This window comes from Larkinella insperata (genome assembly GCF_026248825.1).
Taxonomy (GTDB): Bacteria; Bacteroidota; Bacteroidia; order Cytophagales; family Spirosomataceae; genus Larkinella; species Larkinella insperata.
On sequence record NZ_CP110973.1, the window covers coordinates 2529317 to 2549697 of the forward strand.

The 20381-nt window shown below is 54.5% G+C and carries 15 protein-coding genes; 14 read left to right on the forward strand and 1 reads right to left on the reverse strand.

What is annotated here, in order from left to right:
- Window positions 1-190: 190 nt before the first annotated feature.
- The 13 genes from OQ371_RS10320 to OQ371_RS10380 all read left to right on the forward strand — a co-directional run bounded on the left by OQ371_RS10320 (window position 191) and on the right by OQ371_RS10380 (window position 18150).
- Complete coding sequence (locus tag OQ371_RS10320) at window positions 191-1255, forward strand: sensor histidine kinase (protein ID WP_265993680.1); 1065 nt, start codon at window positions 191-193, stop codon at window positions 1253-1255.
- An 81-nt stretch (window positions 1256-1336) separates the two neighbouring features.
- Window positions 1337-2011 (forward strand): hypothetical protein, encoded by a 675-nt coding sequence (locus tag OQ371_RS10325; protein ID WP_265993681.1) that lies wholly within the window; start codon window positions 1337-1339, stop codon window positions 2009-2011.
- An 88-nt stretch (window positions 2012-2099) separates the two neighbouring features.
- Window positions 2100-2627, forward strand: coding sequence for a hypothetical protein (locus OQ371_RS10330; protein ID WP_265993682.1), 528 nt, complete (start codon window positions 2100-2102; stop codon window positions 2625-2627).
- A gap of 63 nt (window positions 2628-2690) precedes the next feature.
- Window positions 2691-3266 (forward strand): RNA polymerase sigma factor, encoded by a 576-nt coding sequence (locus OQ371_RS10335; RefSeq protein ID WP_265993683.1) that lies wholly within the window; start codon window positions 2691-2693, stop codon window positions 3264-3266.
- Window positions 3247-4605 (forward strand): outer membrane beta-barrel protein, encoded by a 1359-nt coding sequence (locus tag OQ371_RS10340; protein ID WP_265993684.1) that lies wholly within the window; start codon window positions 3247-3249, stop codon window positions 4603-4605. Before OQ371_RS10335 ends, OQ371_RS10340 begins: the two co-directional genes overlap by 20 nt.
- 82 nt (window positions 4606-4687) lie before the next feature.
- A complete protein-coding gene (locus OQ371_RS10345; RefSeq protein WP_265993685.1) occupies window positions 4688-5269 on the forward strand; it encodes an RNA polymerase sigma factor in 582 nt (193 codons plus the stop codon).
- 106 nt (window positions 5270-5375) lie between these two features.
- Window positions 5376-6443, forward strand: a complete 1068-nt coding sequence (locus OQ371_RS10350; RefSeq protein ID WP_265993686.1) for a FecR family protein — start codon at window positions 5376-5378, stop codon at window positions 6441-6443.
- Window positions 6444-6628: 185 nt separating this feature from the next.
- Window positions 6629-10060 (forward strand): SusC/RagA family TonB-linked outer membrane protein, encoded by a 3432-nt coding sequence (locus tag OQ371_RS10355; RefSeq protein WP_265993687.1) that lies wholly within the window; start codon window positions 6629-6631, stop codon window positions 10058-10060.
- 9 nt (window positions 10061-10069) lie between these two features.
- A complete protein-coding gene (locus OQ371_RS10360) occupies window positions 10070-11839 on the forward strand; it encodes a RagB/SusD family nutrient uptake outer membrane protein (protein ID WP_265993688.1) in 1770 nt (589 codons plus the stop codon).
- Between the two features lie 18 nt (window positions 11840-11857).
- Entirely contained in the window at window positions 11858-12544 is a 687-nt protein-coding gene (locus tag OQ371_RS10365) for a DUF3823 domain-containing protein (RefSeq protein ID WP_265993689.1), read from the forward strand.
- 130 nt (window positions 12545-12674) lie between these two features.
- Complete coding sequence (locus tag OQ371_RS10370; RefSeq protein WP_265993690.1) at window positions 12675-16202, forward strand: PVC-type heme-binding CxxCH protein; 3528 nt, start codon at window positions 12675-12677, stop codon at window positions 16200-16202.
- A 59-nt stretch (window positions 16203-16261) separates the two neighbouring features.
- Window positions 16262-17470, forward strand: coding sequence for an FG-GAP repeat domain-containing protein (locus OQ371_RS10375; RefSeq protein ID WP_265993691.1), 1209 nt, complete (start codon window positions 16262-16264; stop codon window positions 17468-17470).
- A gap of 110 nt (window positions 17471-17580) precedes the next feature.
- Window positions 17581-18150 carry a hypothetical protein gene (locus tag OQ371_RS10380; protein ID WP_265993692.1) on the forward strand — a complete coding sequence of 190 codons (570 nt, stop codon included), beginning with the start codon at window positions 17581-17583 and terminating at the stop codon, window positions 18148-18150.
- Window positions 18151-18289: 139 nt separating this feature from the next.
- Here OQ371_RS10380 and OQ371_RS10385 read toward each other — a convergent pair whose 3' ends face one another.
- Window positions 18290-19720, reverse strand: coding sequence for a glycoside hydrolase family 125 protein (locus OQ371_RS10385; protein ID WP_265993693.1), 1431 nt, complete (start codon window positions 19718-19720; stop codon window positions 18290-18292).
- Window positions 19721-19987: 267 nt separating this feature from the next.
- Here OQ371_RS10385 and OQ371_RS10390 point away from each other — a divergent pair, with 267 nt between their 5' ends.
- Window positions 19988-20323 (forward strand): PadR family transcriptional regulator, encoded by a 336-nt coding sequence (locus tag OQ371_RS10390; protein ID WP_265993694.1) that lies wholly within the window; start codon window positions 19988-19990, stop codon window positions 20321-20323.
- Window positions 20324-20381 lie beyond the last annotated feature (58 nt).

The following is a 20381-nucleotide window of genomic DNA, read 5'->3' on the forward strand; positions in this document are numbered from 1 at the left end:
TCTATAATTTAACCTGAAAATAATGAAATCAAATAACATTAAAAAGCCAGCGGGTGCTTTCTGCAGTCGGGTACGCAAAAATGCGAATTCCGCCGTCATTTTTTTGAAACCGCCAGCGGGCCGACTACTTTTAATGAGCGGTTTCCAACCTCCGTAACCACCACATCCAAATCAGGAGTAGAACGTGTCCGTGACTACCTTAAATACGCCCGAACTGCTGAGAAGAGCCGAACCGATCAACGACAAATGGCTCCAGGTCGTTGGCGTTCCGCTGGCGGTCCTGCCGTTCGTGCTTTTTTACCTGCACGAGTACGGCTACGAATGGCGGCTTTTTGTCCAGACATTTAGCTGGGGCATGGTTTCGACGGCGATCACCTGGCAGGTCTTGCGGTGGTGGGTGATGCGGGTCCGGCTGCGGTATGCCGACCAGACGCAGTTTCGGCAACGGCTCTTCCTGACGTTCGGCGGGTATGTGCTGTTTACCGTTCCCCTGCAACTGGCCGAGACCTGGACGGTCAGCCAGTTGGATCTGACGGGCCTGATTGCTCCCCCGGAATTTCCGCGCGTCTACCTGATTCACCTGGTCATGGCCTTGCTGTTCGCCTTTGTGGTCGGGGCGCTTTACGAGAGTATGTACTACGTCGAAAAAAACCGGGAAGCCATTCTGGAAGCCGAAGCGCTTAAAAAAGTGGCCCTGCAGAGCCAGTACGACACGTTAAAGAATCAGGTCAATCCCCACTTTTTGTTCAACTCACTAAATTCGCTGTCGTCGCTCATCACCGAGGACAAGAAACTGGCGGGGGAGTTTCTGGACGAACTGGCCAGCGTCTACCGGTATTTGTTGCAGGAAGCCGACCGGGAGCTGACCCCGCTGCGGAGCGAAGTCAATTTCATCCATTCGTACCTGTTTTTGATTCAGAAGCGGTTTGGCGCGGCTATTTCCTACACCGTTGAAATCAACGACCCGTGGCCCGACACCCTGCTGCCCCCGCTGACGCTTCAAACGCTGGTCGAAAATGCCATTCGGTACAACGTCATTCTGCCCGAAAAACCGTTGTGGCTGGAGATCCGTACCACCGATGAAGGCCAGTTGCAGGTTGCCAATCCCATTCAGCGCAAGCCGTTGCGGGTAACCGCTACACCCATCGGCCTGGGCACGCTGACCGACCGTTTTCGGCGGCTGGGGTTACCAGCGCTGGTCATCAGCGACGATGGCGAAGAGTTTCGGGTAACGGTTCCGTTAGTGCGGAGGTGAAAAACGGGCTACCGTTTACATAAAAATTTGCCGGCCCAATCAGGCTGGTACCTAATTTTGAAAACCAGTAAACAACAATAAATGATGAAAACGCTAACATTCAGCTTCTGCTTTGCGCTGCTCAGCACGACAGCAAGTATGGCCCAGTACCTGCCACTGGGCGCTATCACCTCCTGGGCCGATGGCTACGTGGTTACAACCGAGAATGATACCATCCGCGGCAAAGTCCGGGTGAACACAATGGTGAATGACGCCCCCGCCAGCATCGTGGTCCGGCTGACCGACGATAAAAAAGTGACCTTCAAGGGGGAAAAACTGCGGCTGGTGACCCAGGATATACCCAAGTTTGCCTACACAACCGGCGCCATTCCCCGCGAACGGGAGCAGATTGTGTTCGAACGGGTGCCGAATCCGCGCAAGGACGGCAAAACCGCCCTGCTCGAACGGCTGAGCCATCCCGGAAAGATTACGCTGTACTTCGACGCCAATGGCTGGAAAAAGAATGCGGAGTACACCTTCGGCAACTTCACCATCGCTACCAACCCGAAAGACCTCAGCTTTGTGGTGGTGAAAGACCAGACCAACGCCCGAATTGTCAAGAAAGGCACCTTCGACGATGAACACGAAGCCCTGTTTGGCGACTGCCCGGCTTTTGTGCAGAAGTTTCCGGCCGCCACCCGCCGGGACTGGAAGCGGTTTGGTGATCTGGTGGAGTCCTACAACCAGACCTGCGTGGTGGGTGTTGCGGTGAATTAACGGTATTTCAAGAAATATCGGGCTAGCCTGTAGCGTTTCGTTTCCGATTTACGTCATGGTGGTGAATACTTTAACATCATCTACTACCATGAAAAAAACGTTCATTCTATCCAGCCTCCTGAATTACCAAAAAATCATCGCCCTGTTGAGCTTGGTGCTGTTGATGGCCCTCGGCGCCTGTAATCAGAATTCGGGCAACGACGAACCGATTCCGTCCGACAAGGGCCTTACTACGCTGGTGAAGAGCCAGGAAGAATACGACCGGGCCATGAACGCCCGGACCAAAGCCCAGGGAATCCCGTTTACCATCGAAAACGTAAGCCGTGAGGGCAACGTTCTGACCGTCAAAGTAAAAGGCGGTTGTTCTCCCGAATCGTTCAAAGCCGTCTGGAGCGGAGTGGAGATCATGATCTACCCACCGACGATTCACCTGGCGCTGTTGCACGAAACGGCGGAAGTATTCGGCTGCCCGGTTGATAGGGAACACACGCTCAAAATCGACGTCACGAAAGTGGTGGGCGAGGGCGATCATTCCAATACAACGTTTGTCGTTTACAACGGGTCGAAGGAGCAGGACACCACGCTGAACCCGGACGGCAGCGTCTCCAATAAATAAGTTACTATCCAGCGTTGAACGGGGAGCCGCGCGGCTCCCCGTTCTTTTTACCGCCCGTATCCGGTGGCACCCGACTGTACGCCTTTCGAACGACAACTCATCGAAGGATGCCGCAACGGCAGTCCGCAACACCAGGAAATGTTCTACAAGCATTTTTACGGGTTTCTAATGGCCATTGCGCTGCGCTACCACCCGGCCCGGCAGGAAGCGGGCAGCGTGGTCAACGACAGTTTCATGAAGGTTTTCGACCGGATCGACCGGTATGAGTTCGCTGAAACGTTTCGCGGCTGGCTGCGCCGGATTGTGGTCAACACCGCGCTTGATCATTACCGCCGACTGGCCAAACACACCCACGCTCTCGATCTGGACCAGGCGGATGGGCAGACAATTGCGATGGAAGATTCCGTGATCAGCCAACTGACGGCGGACGACATCCTGAACCTGCTGCAACACCTGCCCGTGCAATACCGTATGGTTTTTAACCTTTACGAAATCGAAGGGTATTCGCACGAGGAAATTGCCCGGCAACTCAACCTGTCGACTAGTTCGTCGCGGGTGTATCTGGTGCGGGCGAAAGAGCAGTTGGCCCGGTTAGTGAAGAGTTTTTTTCCGAATCACAATGAAAGATTCTTTCCATAAAAAGCTGACCGAACACATCCGGAAAACCATAGGGCAGCATGAAGTGCCTTATGAACCCGGCTCGTGGGAGGAGTTTCAGCGATTGCAGCAACGGCGCAGGCATCGACAATCCGTTGTCTGGTTACGGTATGCAATGGCGGCTTGTCTACTGCTCGGTTTGCTGGGCGTGCCGCTCTGGCTGTACGTGGGCCCGTCTCAACCCGCGAAACTGGCCCTCAGACCGGTTGGTCCGAAACCCAAGCCGGATGTTGCGCATCCATCGGTTGCTCAACCGCCCTCTATTCGGCCGGTGGAAGAAAAAGCCGTTACGGCAAATCGATCAGCCACCCCGTCATCAGTGCCGCAGAATCAGGAATTACCTCAAAACCGTATTGCATGGGAAAACGCTTTACCTGCTCATCAACAAGTGCGTACAACGCGTACCGACGTAAGGAATAAGCCAATGCTAAATAGGCTTCGGGCGAAAAGCGCCCCCGAACCAAATCCGTTGATAGTTTCGGAGCCGTCGGCCTCTTTCTCCAACGAACGGGCGGCAAACCTTCCAGCAGCAACCGATGAATCGGCCACTTCGTCGGGTTCGTTTGCCCGGATAAAACCGCGCTCCCGGCCTGGTTACCGCTGGTCGCTTCGACCGCTGGGCCTGCCGCTGAATGTGCAGGTGGAGGGAGCGCAAGTGACTGTTACAAACCCGTCGAAAACCGGCCCCGTATGGGGGGTCAGTCTGGCTCCGCAGTCGGTGCATGCCGCCGGGAGTTCGCCTGCGGTGGCTCTGGGTGGGGGACTGTTTTCCGAGTTACCGATCAGCAGGCGGTTTAGTTTGTCAACTGGTCTGTCGATGGCCCGGCAGACACTCGGCACAACGGAGTCCGGGCCCATCATCGCCTTGTCGAGCCCTCATCTGGTTTCCACCGACATCCGGCTGACTACCATCGACGTTCCGATTAACCTCCGTTTCCGGCCAAAAGGGTCGTCCGAAATGGGTTTTTACATCGAAGCCGGTTTTTCGTCTCTGGCTTTCCTGAACGAACGGTACGCGGAAACGTACGAGCAGCAGAAAGAAGTAGTTGTTCTGGTGATGGGCACAAACGGGCAGGAACAAACCGTCACGCAGTACGTGACGGAGCAGCAAATCGTCAATCACTCCGAACCAGCTTTTGGTCGAATTTACTGGGGGCGGCTGCTCAACTTTTCCATTGGTGTTGAACGTCGGATGGGTAGCCAGTTCCGGTTATCCGCCGAACCGTATCTGAAATATCCAATTGGACCGTTTACCCGCGAGAATTTAATGCTTGGTTCGGGGGGAATCAGCCTACGGCTTGGCTTTCAGGCTGGTCGCTGATCAAAGCCTTAACAATTAGCCTTGTAGTCCTCAAGAAATGTCCATAATTGTCTTACTTTTATGCTAAAACCTGTTTTAGCATATGTCTGTCTACAGCGATTATGTTGACCACGACCTTTTGCCGCTTCTGGCGGAGGGAGATGAGGAAGCATTCGCGGAAATATACCGCCGATACTGGCAACGGCTGTACAGTTCGGCTTATAAGCGTTTGCGTAACGAAGACCAGTGTCAGGATCTGGTCCAGAATGTTTTTACAGATCTGTGGGAACGCAAAGCACAGCATACCATTGATAATTTACCCGCCTATCTTTTTACGGCTGTTCGGTTTCAGGTGCTCAAACAAGTTTCCCGGCAGCCCGGTACTGCCGACCTCCTGGACGCGTTTGAGGCAATCCTGACATCGCCAATTCATTCCGACGACTCGCTTTTGGAGCAGGAAATCCTGAACCTGGTTAAATTATGGGTGGCGGCTCTGCCCGAAAAAAGGCGCGAAATTTTCCTGATGTACTACTCCCAGGACCTTTCTACTGCCGACATTGCTGACAGTCTGGGCGTTTCGCAGAAAACCGTTCAGAACCAGTTACACACCGCCACAACGGCATTACGGGCTCGTCTGGCCCGTATTCTTCTTGCCGCCCTCCTTGCTTCCATTATTCCGCTGTAGAGACTGCTAACCGGGCATTTGCGGATAGGTTTAATTATTTCAATTATTTTTTGGACAGGCTTGGGAGTTTTGCTCAATACCGGTACATACCTATAAACACAACCTCATGGAACCGTTTGAAAACCGGCGTGAATTAGGGGGCCTCTTTAAAAAATACGTAGAAGGAAAGGCTACGCCGGAAGAAAAACGGTTTGTGGAAGCATATTATGATTTTTTTGATCAGCACGCAGAGGTGTTTGACTGGCCATCCGGCTCCGGCAGACGAACGAAGGCCGGGCAAAACGGGTTGGATCAAAGCGAGCGGGAAGCCTTGATCTGGAAGGGAATTCAGGATCAAATACAGGCGAATCGGGATGCCGCCGTCATTCCGTTATGGACGAGGTGGTGGCAGACACCGTACTTGAAAGTTGCCGCTGCGGTGCTGTTCATCCTATCGGGATGGCTTTATTATTCCTACCAAAACGGGAGGGGTGATATAAACGGGGTTAGCCGTACCCGGCCCGCCTTACAACTCGTTACCAACACGGAGAAGGGGAAGAAAGAGGTGGTTCTGGAAGATGGAACGCACGTCGTTCTGGAACCGGGCGGCAGTCTTTACTATCCGAAATCCTTTGCAAAAGACCAGCGTGTCGTGTACTTAAACGGGAACGCTTTTTTCGATGTCGCCAAAAATCCGGCGAAACCTTTTCTGGTCCATAGCCGCGACATTGTAACCCGGGTTGTAGGAACCAGTTTTACGATTCATGTTGGACGTAAACACCTGGAAGTAGCCGTATTGACCGGTAAAGTAATGGTGGGGAAAGCCAGCGATAAAACAATGACGAATGCGCACCTCCTGACGCCAAATCAGAAAGTAACATATTATACAGAAAGTAGTCGCTTTGTGACGGGCCTGGTGAACCAGCCGGTTATTATAAAGGCTGCAACGAAAACGCTATCCGCCAATGTCTTCAAGTTTGGAGATGCGCCTTTGCGGGATGTAATAACGGTGCTGGAAGCGGCTTACGGAATAGAAATTACCGTGCGCAACGAGCCATTAAAAAGTTGCCCCGTTACGGCTGATCTGCGCGAACAATCGCTTTATACGAAACTCGATATTGTTTGTGCTTCCCTCAAAGCACATTACGATATAATAGGAACCCGCATCATTATTACGGGTGGAGAATGCCAATAACAATTTATGACTAAACCCCAAGCCTTGAACTATGCCATCGACTAAAACACTTACCTGCTGCTAACGGTCCGGGCCGCTTCCGGCCCACCACGATACTGCCGATTCTTTTAACGTTTCCTGATCCTCATTTTTGGATGAGCCGGGATGTCTTTGTCAAATTTTTCAGGATTTAGACCAACGGAACTATGAAAATATATCTAAAAAGCCGGGCAGCCGCTTGTGCCATTATTGCGAAACGTTTCCTGATTCAACTCATTACAAGTGGCCTGTTGACCGGTATTAATTTTGCCAATACGGTTTTCGCGCAGGACGTATTCCAGCGAACCGTTTCGCTGTCGATCCGGGAAAAAGGCATCAAGGATGTGCTGGCGGCCCTCGAAAGCAAAGCGGGCGTGAAATTCGTCTACAGTTCGCACACACTGGCCAAGCGGAAGGTATCACTCGACATCCTGAACCGCCCCCTGCCGGAAGCCCTCGAAGAAGTATTCAAACCCGCCCGGATCAGCAGCAAAGTGGTGGGTGGGCAGGTCGTTATCAATCTTGAAACGCCATTGGCTGAACCGGTGAAGACGGCCCCGAAAACCCAAACGGCGGACGAGCGACGAATTACGGGCACGGTCAAGGATGAGAAAGGGGAGGGGCTGCCGGGGGTGAGCGTTGTCATCAAAAACACCCAGCGCGGCACCGCAACCGATGCCGAAGGAAAGTACAGCCTGGCCTTGCCCGACGGTGAACCCGTCCTTGTTTTTTCGTTTGTCGGCTATCTGTCTCAGGAAGTTCCGGTTGGCAATCAGACCCTTATTGACATCGAACTGAAGGCCGATGCCAAGGGACTCGACGAAGTGGTGGTGGTGGGCTACGGTACCCAAAAAATCGCCAACGTAACGGGCTCGGTGGCTTCCATTGGCAGCAAAGAGGTGAAGAGTATTCCCACGTCCAACCTCGTTACGGGTTTGGCGGGGCGGCTGCCGGGCCTGCGGGTGACGCAAAGTTCCAGTGAGCCGGGGTCCTATAACACCCGTTTCGATATCCGGGGATTTGGAAATCCGCTGATTGTGGTGGATGGTCTGGTGATGGACGCCATCAATTTTGCCCGGATCAACCCCAACGACATTGCCGAAATAACGGTATTAAAAGATGCTTCGGCGGCCATCTACGGGGTGAAGTCAGCCAACGGTGTGATTCTGGTAACGACCAAGAAAGGCGAACCCGGTAAGCCCAAGATCAGTTATTCGGGCTTTTATCAGGTTAACAAAGTGACGAACACGCCAACCCCGTACAGCGCCTACGAGTTTGCGGTAATCAGCACCGAAAATGAGATTAATACGGGCCGGGCGCCCGGTTCCACCACGTTTTCGCGGGAAGATCTGGAAAAATACCGCGACGGTACCTATCCGAGCACCAACTGGTATGATCTGGTCATGCGGGATTTTACGCCCATGAAAAACCACACCATCAACGTATCCGGCGGCAGCGACCGAATTAAATATTTCACCTCGCTCGGGTATGTAGATGAAATGGGCCTTTGGAAAAGCGGGGATTTAAATTACAAGAAATACAACATCCGCTCGAATGTAACCAGCGAAATCACCAAGAACCTGGAAGCGGTTGTGGGAATTGATGCGTTGCTGGACAACAAAAACGAACCGGGGGCTCCGGCTTACGTTGATGGCGGAATTGGCGGGACGTATTTCTCCCTGTTTATGCAAAACCCGACGGTTCCGGTCTATGCCAATAACAATCCGCAATACCTCAGCGACACCTACGACGGCCAGCACCCGCTGGCGATCACCCACGCCGACATGGGCGGTTATACGAAGACCCGGAATAAAACCTTTCAGGGCAGCTTTACGCTGAATTATAAAGTTCCGGCGGTGCCCGGGTTAAGTGCCAAGTTTATGTACGGCTTTTATAACCAGGATCGGTTCATGAAAGCCTGGCGACCAAAGTTTTTGATGTATACGTATAACAAAGAAACCGATACTTATATCAACTCGAGTACGAAGAATAATCCGCCGAATATGACGGAAGATTATTCCACGTTTCAGCGCACGACGGTGCTGGGGCAAGTTACGTACGACCGAGTTTTTAAACAGAAGCACGGCGTAAAAGCAGCCCTGGTTTTTGAAGAAAGACACGAGATGGCGGATAACATGTGGGCCAAAAAAGAATTCTCCCTGAATGTTGACCAACTCTTTGCGGGGCTCTCCAAAAACGCGCAGGTTAATTCGAGTAATATTTACGAAAACGATAATCAGAACGTTATCGGCCGGTTGAACTATGATTATCAGTCGAAATACCTTTTTGAATTTGGTTTTAATTACGGCGGGTCGTCCAAATTTCCGCGGGGAAAACGCTGGGGTTTTTTCCCGTATGCGTCGGCCGGATGGCGGATTTCGGATGAAGAATTCTTTAAAAATGCCCTGCCGTATGTATCCAATTTAAAACTGCGGGGATCGTGGGGTGAGATGGGCGACGATGGGGCTTCGTCGTTTCAGTTTCTGACGGGTTATACGTATCCGAGCGGCAATTATTTTTTCGGCGACGGCGTCGTATCGGGCCTGGGATTCCGGGGCATACCCAATCCTAACATCACTTGGTATACCGTCACATCCAAAAACATTGGTCTGGATCTGGACATCAACAACGGCCTGATTAATATGCAGCTCGATCTGTTTCAGCGCGACCGGTCCGGTTTGCTGGGCACCCGCATTGTGACCATTCCCGGAACCGTTGGGGCCAATCTGCCGCAGGAAAACCTGAACAAAGACCTGAAACGGGGTTTTGAGCTGGTGCTGGGGCACGCCAAACGCAATGGTGTGCTGCGATATTCCGTATCGGGTAACGTGACGTATACACGCGGCCGTGCATCGTACATCGAGCGTGTGGCCGATGCCAATTCCTACCTCAACTGGCGCAGCAACATGACCAACCGCTGGGACAATATTTCCTGGGGATACCGGTACATCGGCCAGTTTCAGACGCAGGAGGAAATCTTCAATTCGCCCCTGCAGGACAATCAGGGTAACAAAACCATGCGGCCCGGTGACCTCAAGTACGAAGATGTCAACAAAGACGGTATCATCAACGATCTGGACATTGTGCCGATCGGGCGGGGTAACGTGCCGGACATAAACTTTGGTCTAAGCGGCTCGCTGACCTACAAACAGTTCGACGCAAATATGCTTTTTCAGGGCGCTTCCAACTTCAATTTCAACTTTCAGGGAACCTGGTACATGGGCGGACCGCTGACCTGGGCCGGGCGGAATGCGCTGAGTTACTTTATGGACCGCTGGCACCACGAGGATCTGTATGATGTAAACAGTCCGTGGGTGCCCGGCCGGTTTCCGTCCACGGGCTACCCGGCGTCCAACAAGTGGAATTCGGCCTTCTGGTTACAGGATGCCAAATACCTGCGCCTGAAGAGTATGGAAATTGGCTACACGTTCAAAGAGTCGTTGCTGTCAAGAATTGGCGCTCAGAATGTGCGGCTTTACGTCAGCGGGTTCAACCTCTTTACCTGGACAAAACTGAAATACGTCGACCCGGAGCGCAACACCGAGCTCACGTACCCGATCACCAAAAACTACAATCTGGGCGTTAACATCACCTTCTAAGCTACGGATATGAAAAATAAGATTCTTTTTGGGCTGTCGGTGCTGATCATGATGTGCCTGACCAACTCCTGCAATGACAAGCGACTGGACATCAGTCCCCTGGACATCCTGACGACCGAGCAGGTTTTTCAGAGCGAAGAAGCCATCACGGCCTATATGGCAAGCCTTTACAACGCCATACCGATGGAAGATTTCAATTTTGGCGGTTTTTCGGCCGATACCGACGAGGCCGGAATCGGCATGTCCATCTACAACAGCGTCCGGGGCGGTACCAGCACGCAGTGGTGGGGCTACAACCACGTGCGGAACGTAAACAACCTGCTCGAAAATCTGCCGGCCGCTAAAGTCGGTGAAGGGCTGAAAAAGAACCTGACCGGTGAGGCCAAGTTCATCCGGGCCTATTACTATTTTGCCATGGTGAAGCGGTACGGCGGGGTGCCGATCATCAAAACCGTACAGAACTATACCGGTGACAACATTCCCGAGCTTCAGGTGGCGCGGAGTTCCGAAAAGGAAGTATACGATTTTATTGCGGCCGATCTCGACGAAGCCGCTTCGTTGTTGCCCGAAACGAACGTGAAAGGGCGGGCCAACAAATATGCGGCTCTGGCCCTCAAATCGCGGGCGATGTTGTACGCGGCATCGTCGGCCAAATACGGGGCGGTTTTGCTAAACGGTGTTCTGGGAATCGCGGCCACCGAAGCGCCCAACTACTGGAAGGCGGCTTTCGACGCGGCCAAAGCCGTAATTGAGTCGGGAAAGTATGTTCTTTACGACAAGAATCCGGACAAGCAGGCAAACTTCGAGCAGTTGTTTCTCGACCGGGAAAACCCCGAAGCCATTCTGTCCCGCTTCTTTTCGTACCCCGACAAAACACACAATTACGACCGGAATGTGATTCCTTTCGGGATTCGCGGCCCCGACGGATACGGTTCGGGTGTTGGGCCGACGCTGGAAATGGTGGAGCAGTTTGAATACATCGACGGCTCGCCCGGAACCCTGAAAATCGGCACGCCCACGGAACCCATTTATTACACCAAACCCACCGACCTATTCCGGAACTTCGATCCGCGCCTACAAGCCACCGTCATTGTGCCTTTCGGCGAGTGGAAAGGTAGCGCCATTGATGTACAGGCCGGTATTTATGACCAGGGAGTTAAATGGGAAAGCGGGGATTACTCGGCTTTGTACAACCTGAACACCCACCAGCCCGACAACGCCAACGGAACGCTGCGGATCGTTGGGCTGAGCGGTTTCGGGACGGTGGGCTCGGAGAAATCGGCTTCCGGTTTCTACGTGAAAAAATACATGGACCCGAGCCTGGAGCGGTCGCGCGTCCGGACGCAGGGTTCTTCGCAGCCCTGGATTGAGCTTCGGTATGCCGAGGTGCTTTTGAACTACGCCGAAGCTGCCGTGGAGTTAGGAAACATGGCCGAAGCAAAAGCCAAGGTAAATCTGATTCGCGCCCGGGCGGGGATTGTCGAACTGAAAGACGCGGCTGTAACGCTCGACAGAGTTCGGCATGAGCGGCTGGTGGAACTGGCCTTCGAAAACCACCGCTGGTGGGATTATCGCCGGTGGCGGGTGTCCGATAAGCTGTTCAACAACACCCGGGCAACGGCTCTGAAACCGTATTACGACGTTCAGAAAAAAGCCTATCGTTTTGAGCGCTCCGTGGCCACCTCCTACAAAACGTTCGGGGTGGAGGTCTACTACGAGCGCATCGATCCGGCCGAACTGGCCAAAAATCCCAAGTTGATCCAGAACCCGAATTATTAATTGTAAAGGCATCTCACCATGATCCGGAAACGCATAATGACCAGCCTGCTGGCCGGTCTGATTCTCACTTCCTGCTCAAAGATTGATAATTACGTTGCCCCCAACGGCGGCATTCGCGGGAAATTGATTGATAAAATAACGAACGAGGGATTGCAGGCCGAGCAGCCCAACGGCTTTACGGTCAAGCTGTTTGAAAAAGGCGGTAAGCTGAATTCGCCCATTGCGTTTCAGGGAAAGCCGGACGGCACGTTTGAAAATGCGTTTGTCTTCCAGAACGAATACAAAGTGCTGGTCACAGAAGGCGCTTTTTTTCCGATTGATACGGCCGTGATCACCATCGGCGCCAGCACGGAAAATAACTTTGAAGTAGTGCCGTTTCTGGCCATTACGGACGCAACCGTAACCCCGGCAGCCGGTAAAGTAACGGTAAATTACCGGCTGAAACGCGCGCAGGTCGGCGACAAAATCGTGGAGCGGAAAGTGCTGGTTTCGCGCGTGCCGACGGTCAACAACTCGGTATTTGACTTCAAGGCCCAGACGGAACTGGCTGCGGTGAGCGATACGGATATTCTGGCGGGTATGTTTTCGGATGAGGTCACGGGCTTGTCGTCGGGCCAGACGTACTACGTTCGCATAGCCGCTCGAACCAACAATCCGCTGAAGAAATACAATTACAGCAAAATTTTTACGGTGAAAGTGCCGTAACAGTCAGTTGCTTAGCGTAGAAATCGCCAGTTGTTGCCTTACGGGATTGGTAGCCGAAACAGAAGCCCCCGCCGGGCCGACAGGAAACACAAAAAAGCCAGTCATTCCTTTTACATTAGCTAATAAACACATGAACGTGTTGCTGACCAACAAATTGATCATTGGTTACACGGGGTTACTTTTGCTTTTCATGCAAGGGTGTAAGTTGCCCGCGAAAAACGAAAGCCAGAAAGACAGCCGGGCCAAGTTCGGAGACAACGTCCGGACCACCTCGTTCCGCACCCCCGAAGAAGAACGCTTGGGCTTTCACCTGCCCGAGGGCTTTGAGATCACCCTGTTTGCCGCCGAACCCGACATCACCAAGCCCATGAACATGGACTTCGACGACCGGGGCCGCCTGTGGGTCACCCAATCCTCGGAGTACCCCCTGCCCGCCGATCCCGGCAACGGCAAAGACCGCATCACCATCCTGGAGGACACCGACGGCGACGGCAAAGCCGACCGCTTTACCCCGTTTGCCCACACCCTCAACATTCCCATCGGGATTCTGCCCACCACCGAGGGCGCCATTGCCTACAGCATCCCCAACCTGACCCACTACCGGGATACGGATCACGACGGCCAGGCGGATGGCCAGCAGCGGGTGCTGGGGCCGTTTGGCTACCGCGATACGCACGGCATGGTCAACAACCTGGTGCGGGGCTTCGACGGCTGGGTGTATGCCTGCCACGGCTTTACCAATGCCTCGACGGTGGCCGGGACCGACGGGGACTCCATCAAAATGGTGTCGGGCAACACGTTCCGGTTTCGCATCGATGGCAGCCGGGTGGAACAAACCAGCTTTGGGCGGGTCAACCCCTTTGGCAACGCCTACGATGAGTTAGGCTACCTGTATTCGGTGGATTGCCATTCCAAGCCCATCTACCAGCTGATTGCGGGGGCGGACTACCCGCACTTTGGCAAGAAAGCGCCGGGCATCGGGTTTGCGCCCGAGATGATGAGCTACGAGCTGGGGTCAACGGCCATTGCCGGTCTGGTCTACTACACGGGTGTGCAGTTTCCGCAGGAATACCGCCAGAGCTTTTTTACAGGCGATGTGGTCACCTGCCAGATCAACCGCAACAGCATTACGCACCGGGGTTCGACGCCCATTTCCAAACGGGAAGCCGACTTTCTGATCAGCGACGATCCGTGGTTTCGGCCTGTTGATATTAAAGTCGGACCCGACGGGGCGCTGTACGTGGCGGACTTCTACAACCGCATCATCGGCCACTATGAGGTGGATCTGAAGCACCCGGGTCGGGACCGGGTGAGCGGTCGGATCTGGAAGATCCGATACGTGGGCAAGCAACCGCACCAGAACCTGGCGGTAACGGACTGGTCGAAAGCCAGTCTGGCGGAGTTGGTGGCGGGCTTGAGCCATCCGCAGTTGAACGTTCGGCTGAAAATCGCCGACCGGTTGGTGGATGCCTGGGGTGCGAAAGCCGTTGAACCTGTCCGACAGCTGATGGCAACACCAAGCGTCGATCCGCAAACGTACGTGCAGGGGTTGTGGATTCTGCACCGGCTGAAGGCGCTGCCGGACGATCAGTTGCGGCTGGCCCTGACGCATACCGAACCGCTGATCCAGGTGCACGCCCTGCGGGTGTTAATGGAACGAAAAGAGCTGGACAAAGGCACACACGCGCTGGTAACCAAAGCCTTGGCTAGTACTGACGCCAACATTCGGCGGACGGCCGCTGCGGTACTGGGGAGTTTTCCAGATGTCGATAACCTGGCTATGCTCAGCGATTTATACGAAAAAACACCGGTTGAGGATTCGCATCTGCGCTACACGGCCATCATTGCCGTGCGGAACAGCCTGCGCAACAAGGCCGTCTTGTCCGAGGCCGCCGGTCGGCAATGGACCCAGCCGCAACTGGCCCTGCTAACCAAAGCGATGACCGACGTTCCGGCTCCGGAAGCCGCCGTGTTTGTCCTGAACGAACTGCGCCACAACCGGCTGCCGACCGACCAACTGACGGACTACGTAGCCTTTGTGAGCCGGTATTTGCCAGAAGCCCGGCTGGACGAACTGATTTCGGCCGTACGCGCCCGGTTTACGAACGATCCTGAGAGCCAGTTCACCATGCACCGCACCATTCTCGACGGTATGGCCAAAAGTGGTGCCGCCGATTTGCCGCCGATGAAAGATTGGGGCGTTGAGCTGGCCAAACGGTTTCTGTCGAACATTTCGGAAGCAGGAGAGACCTGGAAAATTCGCCCGCTGGACAAAAACGGCGATCCAGGCTCCTGGTTTGCGGCAAGCAACCTGACCACCGAGCGGTTTCGGCCCGCCCGCCTGTTGATGGGCCAGCAGGTTCCGGTGTCGCAGCTTCATTCAATGGCTTTCGTGCTGCCCGCGTCGTTGCAGTTGACCGTCTACGACAACGATCTGCTGAATAGCGAGACGAAGATGGGCATATCGGCCAATGCCGTGCGTGTCCGGCTGGCCGGCAGCGATAAAATCGTGGCGGAATACCGGATGCAGCAGAAAAAGCCCGCGACCAAGAATGATGTGATAACCCGGCCCACGTTGGACCTGGGACCGTACAAGGGCCAACGCGGCTATCTGGAAGTGGTGGATAGTTCGAAAATCGGTACCATTGGTTTTAGCGACCTGGAGCCCGCGGTGCTGTCGATTGCGGCCAAAGGTCCCAACGAACTGGCTGAGCAACGGGTGCAGGCGGCTGAACTCGTCGGCAAGTATAAGATTGTAGCCCTGGAACCGGCCCTGCAAAAACTGCTGCGGGCGAAGTGGCTGGATGCCCGCGTGCGGACCGCATCCGCAAATGCCCTGATGACGCTTGCGCCGGACCAGAACCAAACCTTGATCACAACGGTTTTTGCGGATCGGACGGAGCCGGTGGGCTTCCGGCAAAAACTGGTTTCGGCGTTGGGACAAGCTCCTTCCGATGCGGTTTTTCTGGCGCTTGAAAACGGTTTGTCGGGGAGTGCCCGGCCGTTGCAGGTCGTCATTGCGTCGGCCCTGGCGAACGATGAGCGGGGAATCAGCCACCTGATTGCGGCCCTGAAAGACGAGCAGGTGGGCGCCGATGTGTTGGCCGAAACGTCGGTCATGGAGCGGTTGACGGCCAAAGCCAGCGCCGAGCAGCAAAAACAACTGACGGCTTTGCGGGCCAACGGCGCCAGCGAACGCGAAGAACGGGAAAAACTGATTCAGGCGCGGCTGGTCGGGTTGAATACGGCCAACGCTTCGGTGGATGCCGGAAGAAGTGTTTTTATGAACAACTGCAGCATGTGCCACCAGATCAAAGGCACGGGCGGGCTGGTCGGTCCGCAGCTTGACGGCATCGGAAACTGGGGGCAGAAAGCCCTGACCGAGAAAATTCTGGACCCCAACCGGAGCATTTCGGAAGCTTTTCGAACTTACAACATCGTGCTCAAGAACGGCCAGACGCAAACCGGTTTGTACCGTCGGGCCGAGGGCGAAGTAATCGTGTTTGCCAACCTGGACGGGAAGGAGTTTTCGGTACCCAAGAGCGACATGAAAGAGTACAAAGCTTCGAAGTATACCCTGATGCCCGATCAGTTCCGGCACACCATTCCCGAAAAAGATTTTTACAATCTGGTAACCTATTTACTGAGTGTTAAGTAGCTTTTGGCTTCTTTACACTTTCCCTTACTCCACCCGTTGAAGACACAAGAATGAGAAATATGGCGCAAAAAGCAGGTCGATGGTCTAAATTGAGTACGGTTTTCTGCGGTTGTCTGACCCTGAGTGTTCTGGTTTGCCATGCTCAGCGTACCGAGAAAAAAGGAAACGAGCTGCAGTTTAAAAAGACGGCGCTGTCCCGCGAATTTATTGCCGAAGGGGCTACGGTTATTGATGTTAACAAGGACGGCAAGAAAGATGTGGTAGCCGGAGCCTACTGGTTTGAGGCCCCCAACTGGACGCCCCACGAACTGGCCAAGCCCCAGAAGTTTATCTACAACGAGGGCTACAGCAACTCATTTCTTAACTTCGCCCTGGACGTTAATCAGGATGGCTGGCTGGATGTGATCCGGATCGACTTTCCCGGTAAAGCCGCCGTCTGGCACGAGAACCCCAAGAATCAGCCGGGTTACTGGAAAGCGCACCCGATTTACCCGTCGGTAGGCAACGAATCGCCCCTGTTTGTGGACGTCGATGGCGACGGCCGCAAGGACCTGGTCTGCAACGACCCGACGGCCAAGGAAATCATCTGGTTGCGGTCACCTGATAAAGATTTTACCGCGGAATGGGAAAAAACCGTCATCAGCAAGGGCGATTCGACACCCGGCATTCATATGTACACGCACGGCCTGGGGCTGGGCGATGTCAACGGCGACAAACGGCCGGATGTGCTCATCCGTTCGGGCTGGTGGGAGGCCCCGGCCAATCCGAAACAGGGCAACTGGACGTGGCACCCGACCAACTTCGGTGAAGATTGTGCCCAGATGTATGTCTACGATGTCAACGGCGACGGCCTGAACGACGTGATTTCATCGTCGGCCCACAAGTACGGCATTTGGTGGCACGAGCAGGGCAAAGACGCCCAGGGCAAACCCACCTGGACGACGCACGAGATTTACAAGGGCTTTTCACAGAGCCACGGTCTGGCGTTTGTGGACATGAACGGCGATAAACACCCCGATCTGGTGACGGGCAAACGCTACTACGCCCACAACGGTAAGGTTGATCCGGGCGAGGACGATCCGGCGGTTTTGTACTGGTTTGAATTCAAGCCGGGCAAGAATCCGAGTTGGACCCCGCACGAGATCGACAACGATTCGGGCGTGGGCCTGCACGTCACGGTGGAGGACCTGAACGGCGACAAGCGGCCCGACATTACCGTGGGCAACAAGAAGGGCGTGCATATTTTCGAACAACAGAAACGGAAATAAAGAGCAGAAACAGCGTGCGGAAAACCGGTTGCTAAATAGAAGTTGGAGAAGGACGGAGCAAGTACCTTTATTTGTGAGCATTCTGCTGATAGTCAAACGCTTGCTGTGCCATGCTCTACGCACTTTCTGCTTTCTTTTACCGAACTGCTTCCTGGAAAAGCCTCTTGCTGGCGATTGTGCTTTATCTGCCCATTCCCATCTTTCTGCTGAGGCCGCTCGAAGCGCGGTTAAATCAGTTGGCCGGTTACGAAATCGGCCCGATTGATCTGCTGATTTTTGAATTTGATCCGGCCAGAATTCAAAAGATGGTGGCGGATTACGGACTGCAAGGCCGCGCTATTTACGCGCAGGGGGCTCTGATCGACGATACGATTTACCCGATCATCTATACGTTTCTATTCTGCGTCATTTTATCGCTGCTGTATCGCAGGCGCGTGGTCGCTCCCGGGTCGTTGGTCAACATCTTTCCCGTCACCAGTCTGGTGTTTGATCTGCTGGAAAACGCGTTTATCATTACCCTGCTCCGGGGGTATCCGGCGCCCCAGCCCACGGTCGCCGTGCTTTGCCTGGTTGCTAGCAACCTGAAATGGCTGAGTCTCTTTATAACGGCCGTGCTGGCCATTTACGGATTGGTTCGGTTAATCAAACAACGGGCCGTAACTGGAAAATTGAGTGCGTAGGACTTTCCGGACGACAGCGCCTAAATCATCAATAAGCTCCGAACGGGCAGCCTGGATCGTATCGATCGGGAGTGCCCGTCCGGAGCTTAGGATCAAAACCCGACGGACAAGCCTGCTCCGGGTCGAGTTAGGGTACGGATTACAACGGCTTACTGACCAACTGGGGCTTTTCGGTAACCACTTTCAGAATCAACTCACCAAATAGCGTATTGGCCCAGGCAAACCACTTGCGTGTAAATTTCGCCGGATCGTCTTTATCGAACGACTCATGCATGAAGCCCGTACCGGCGTGGGTTTTCTTCAGTTGCCGGAGCTGGGTCAGAATCTCCTGATCGTCGGTGGAGGTCAGCGCCCGCATCGTCAGGCTCATCGTCCAGATGTTGTTCACCAGCGTGTGCGGACTGCCAATTCCTTCGGCGGCTTTCCCTTTGAAGTAATACGGGTTGTCGGCGCTGAGTGAAAAACGCCGGGTGTTGCGGTAAATCGGATCGCTGGTCGGCATTGCCCCCAGATACGGCAACGAAATCAGGTTCGGTACGTTGGCGTCGTCCTGCAGGAGGTGATTACCAAACCCGTCGACTTCCAGCGCGTACAGCTTGCCGTATTTCGGATGGGTGTAAACGGCGTATTGCTTCAGGGCTTTTTCAACCTCGTCGGCCAGCGCCCGGCATTCTTTCGCAAAAGCGGCATCGGGCCGGATTTTGTCCGTCATGGCGGCTGCCTGCCGGAGCGACACCACCGCAAACCAGTTGGAGGGAACCAGGAACGGGAAAACCGTGGCGTCGTCCGACGGGCGGAAAATGCTGTGAATGAGTCCAATCGGCTTGGTCGGGTTGCCGTAGCCGTCGCCCGGCACGGTATCGGTCGACCAGGCGGTGGTGCGGCCAAATTTATACGGTCCCCGGTCGGTTTTGCGTTGCTGTTCGCGGCAGGTCTTGACCACCTGCCGCATCGCATCGGCCCAGTCGGCATCAAACGGGCTGGTGTCGCCGGTGGTCTGCCAGTAGTGATACGCCAGCCGGATCGGGTAACAAAGCGAGTCCAACTCCCATTTCCGTTCGTGCAAACCCGGCTTCATGGCGGTAATGTCCTTTTTCCATTCGCCCTCCTTGGTGGGGTCGGAGTAGAACGCGTTGGCGTACGGATCGAGCCGGATGCACTGCACCTGCCGCCGGATAACGCCCGCGATCAGCTTCCGCAGCGGTTCATCCTCTTTGGTCAGCGGCAAATACGGCCAGACCTGGGCGGTGCTGTCGCGCAGCCACATGGCGTCGATGTCGCCCGTGATGACGAAGGTGTCGGGTTGGCCGCCCGCTTCGCTGAACTGAACGGTGGTATCAAGCGTGTTGGGAAAGCAGTTTTCAAATAACCAGGCCAGCTCGGGATCTTTAACGGTTTTCTTCACGCGCTCAATGGCCCGCTCCACGGCGGCACTGGTAAAATTCCGCTTGTCGGGCGCTACCCGGACGGTTGGAAAGGAAGGGTCGCTGCTCGCAAAAGACTGGTGAGCCCCCAAAGCAAGGCCCGCGCTGGCCGCAGCCGACTGTTGTAGAAAATGACGACGATTCATAGGTAAATGATAGTTTCCGTACCGACCGGGTCAGGTTCGGATTGTTGATTCGTCAAAAGTAGGAATTAATTGCTTCAGACCGACGGCTTTTCTGCAAGTCCCCCCGACTGTCCAGATGCGTACAGCCATTGTCCACTAACGGACAATCTGATGATCAGAAAAGCCGTAAAAAGACCCAGATGAGGTGTTTTACCCAATTGGCAAAGGATTTGATATACGGAAATAGAAGAAATAAATCAGACGTTTAACCTCCCTGATTTTCAACGCATGCGACGCAGTGATCTTGGCGAATTTGAAGAAGTGGTTTTACTGACGGTGGCCGTGCTGGTGCCAACGGCCTATTCGGTGATCGTTGCCGAAGAACTCGAACGGGAAACCGGCCAGACCGTTAGCACGGGGGCGGTACACGCGGCTCTGCAACGGCTGGAGCAAAAAGGCTACGTCACCTCCACGATGGGCGAGGCTACGGCCGAAAGGGGGGGACGTCGAAAGCGGCTGTTCACCGTAACAGCCCTGGGTGGGCGGGTGTTGCAGGACGTTCGTTCGGTGCGCAACCGGCTTTGGGACCGCATCGTGCCGCAGACGATTTTGAAATGGAGCTAGGCCGGTGGCGTGAAGAGCAAAAAAGTGAACACGACCGCCCGGCGGTGGGCGTACACGA

Bases quoted from the DNA above. Each gene is read 5' to 3' on its own strand.
- OQ371_RS10325 (WP_265993681.1), top strand. From the start codon at position 1,337: ATGATGAAAACGCTAACATTCAGCTTCTGCTTTGCGCTGCTCAGCACG.
- OQ371_RS10330 (WP_265993682.1), top strand. From the start codon at position 2,100: ATGAAAAAAACGTTCATTCTATCCAGCCTCCTGAATTACCAAAAAATC.
- OQ371_RS10340 (WP_265993684.1), top strand. From the start codon at position 3,247: ATGAAAGATTCTTTCCATAAAAAGCTGACCGAACACATCCGGAAAACC.
- OQ371_RS10345 (WP_265993685.1), top strand. From the start codon at position 4,688: ATGTCTGTCTACAGCGATTATGTTGACCACGACCTTTTGCCGCTTCTG.
- OQ371_RS10350 (WP_265993686.1), top strand. From the start codon at position 5,376: ATGGAACCGTTTGAAAACCGGCGTGAATTAGGGGGCCTCTTTAAAAAA.
- OQ371_RS10355 (WP_265993687.1), top strand. From the start codon at position 6,629: ATGAAAATATATCTAAAAAGCCGGGCAGCCGCTTGTGCCATTATTGCG.
- OQ371_RS10360 (WP_265993688.1), top strand. From the start codon at position 10,070: ATGAAAAATAAGATTCTTTTTGGGCTGTCGGTGCTGATCATGATGTGC.
- OQ371_RS10365 (WP_265993689.1), top strand. From the start codon at position 11,858: ATGATCCGGAAACGCATAATGACCAGCCTGCTGGCCGGTCTGATTCTC.
- OQ371_RS10370 (WP_265993690.1), top strand. From the start codon at position 12,675: ATGAACGTGTTGCTGACCAACAAATTGATCATTGGTTACACGGGGTTA.
- OQ371_RS10375 (WP_265993691.1), top strand. From the start codon at position 16,262: ATGGCGCAAAAAGCAGGTCGATGGTCTAAATTGAGTACGGTTTTCTGC.
- OQ371_RS10380 (WP_265993692.1), top strand. From the start codon at position 17,581: ATGCTCTACGCACTTTCTGCTTTCTTTTACCGAACTGCTTCCTGGAAA.
- OQ371_RS10385 (WP_265993693.1), bottom strand. From the start codon at position 19,720: ATGAATCGTCGTCATTTTCTACAACAGTCGGCTGCGGCCAGCGCGGGC.
- OQ371_RS10390 (WP_265993694.1), top strand. From the start codon at position 19,988: ATGCGACGCAGTGATCTTGGCGAATTTGAAGAAGTGGTTTTACTGACG.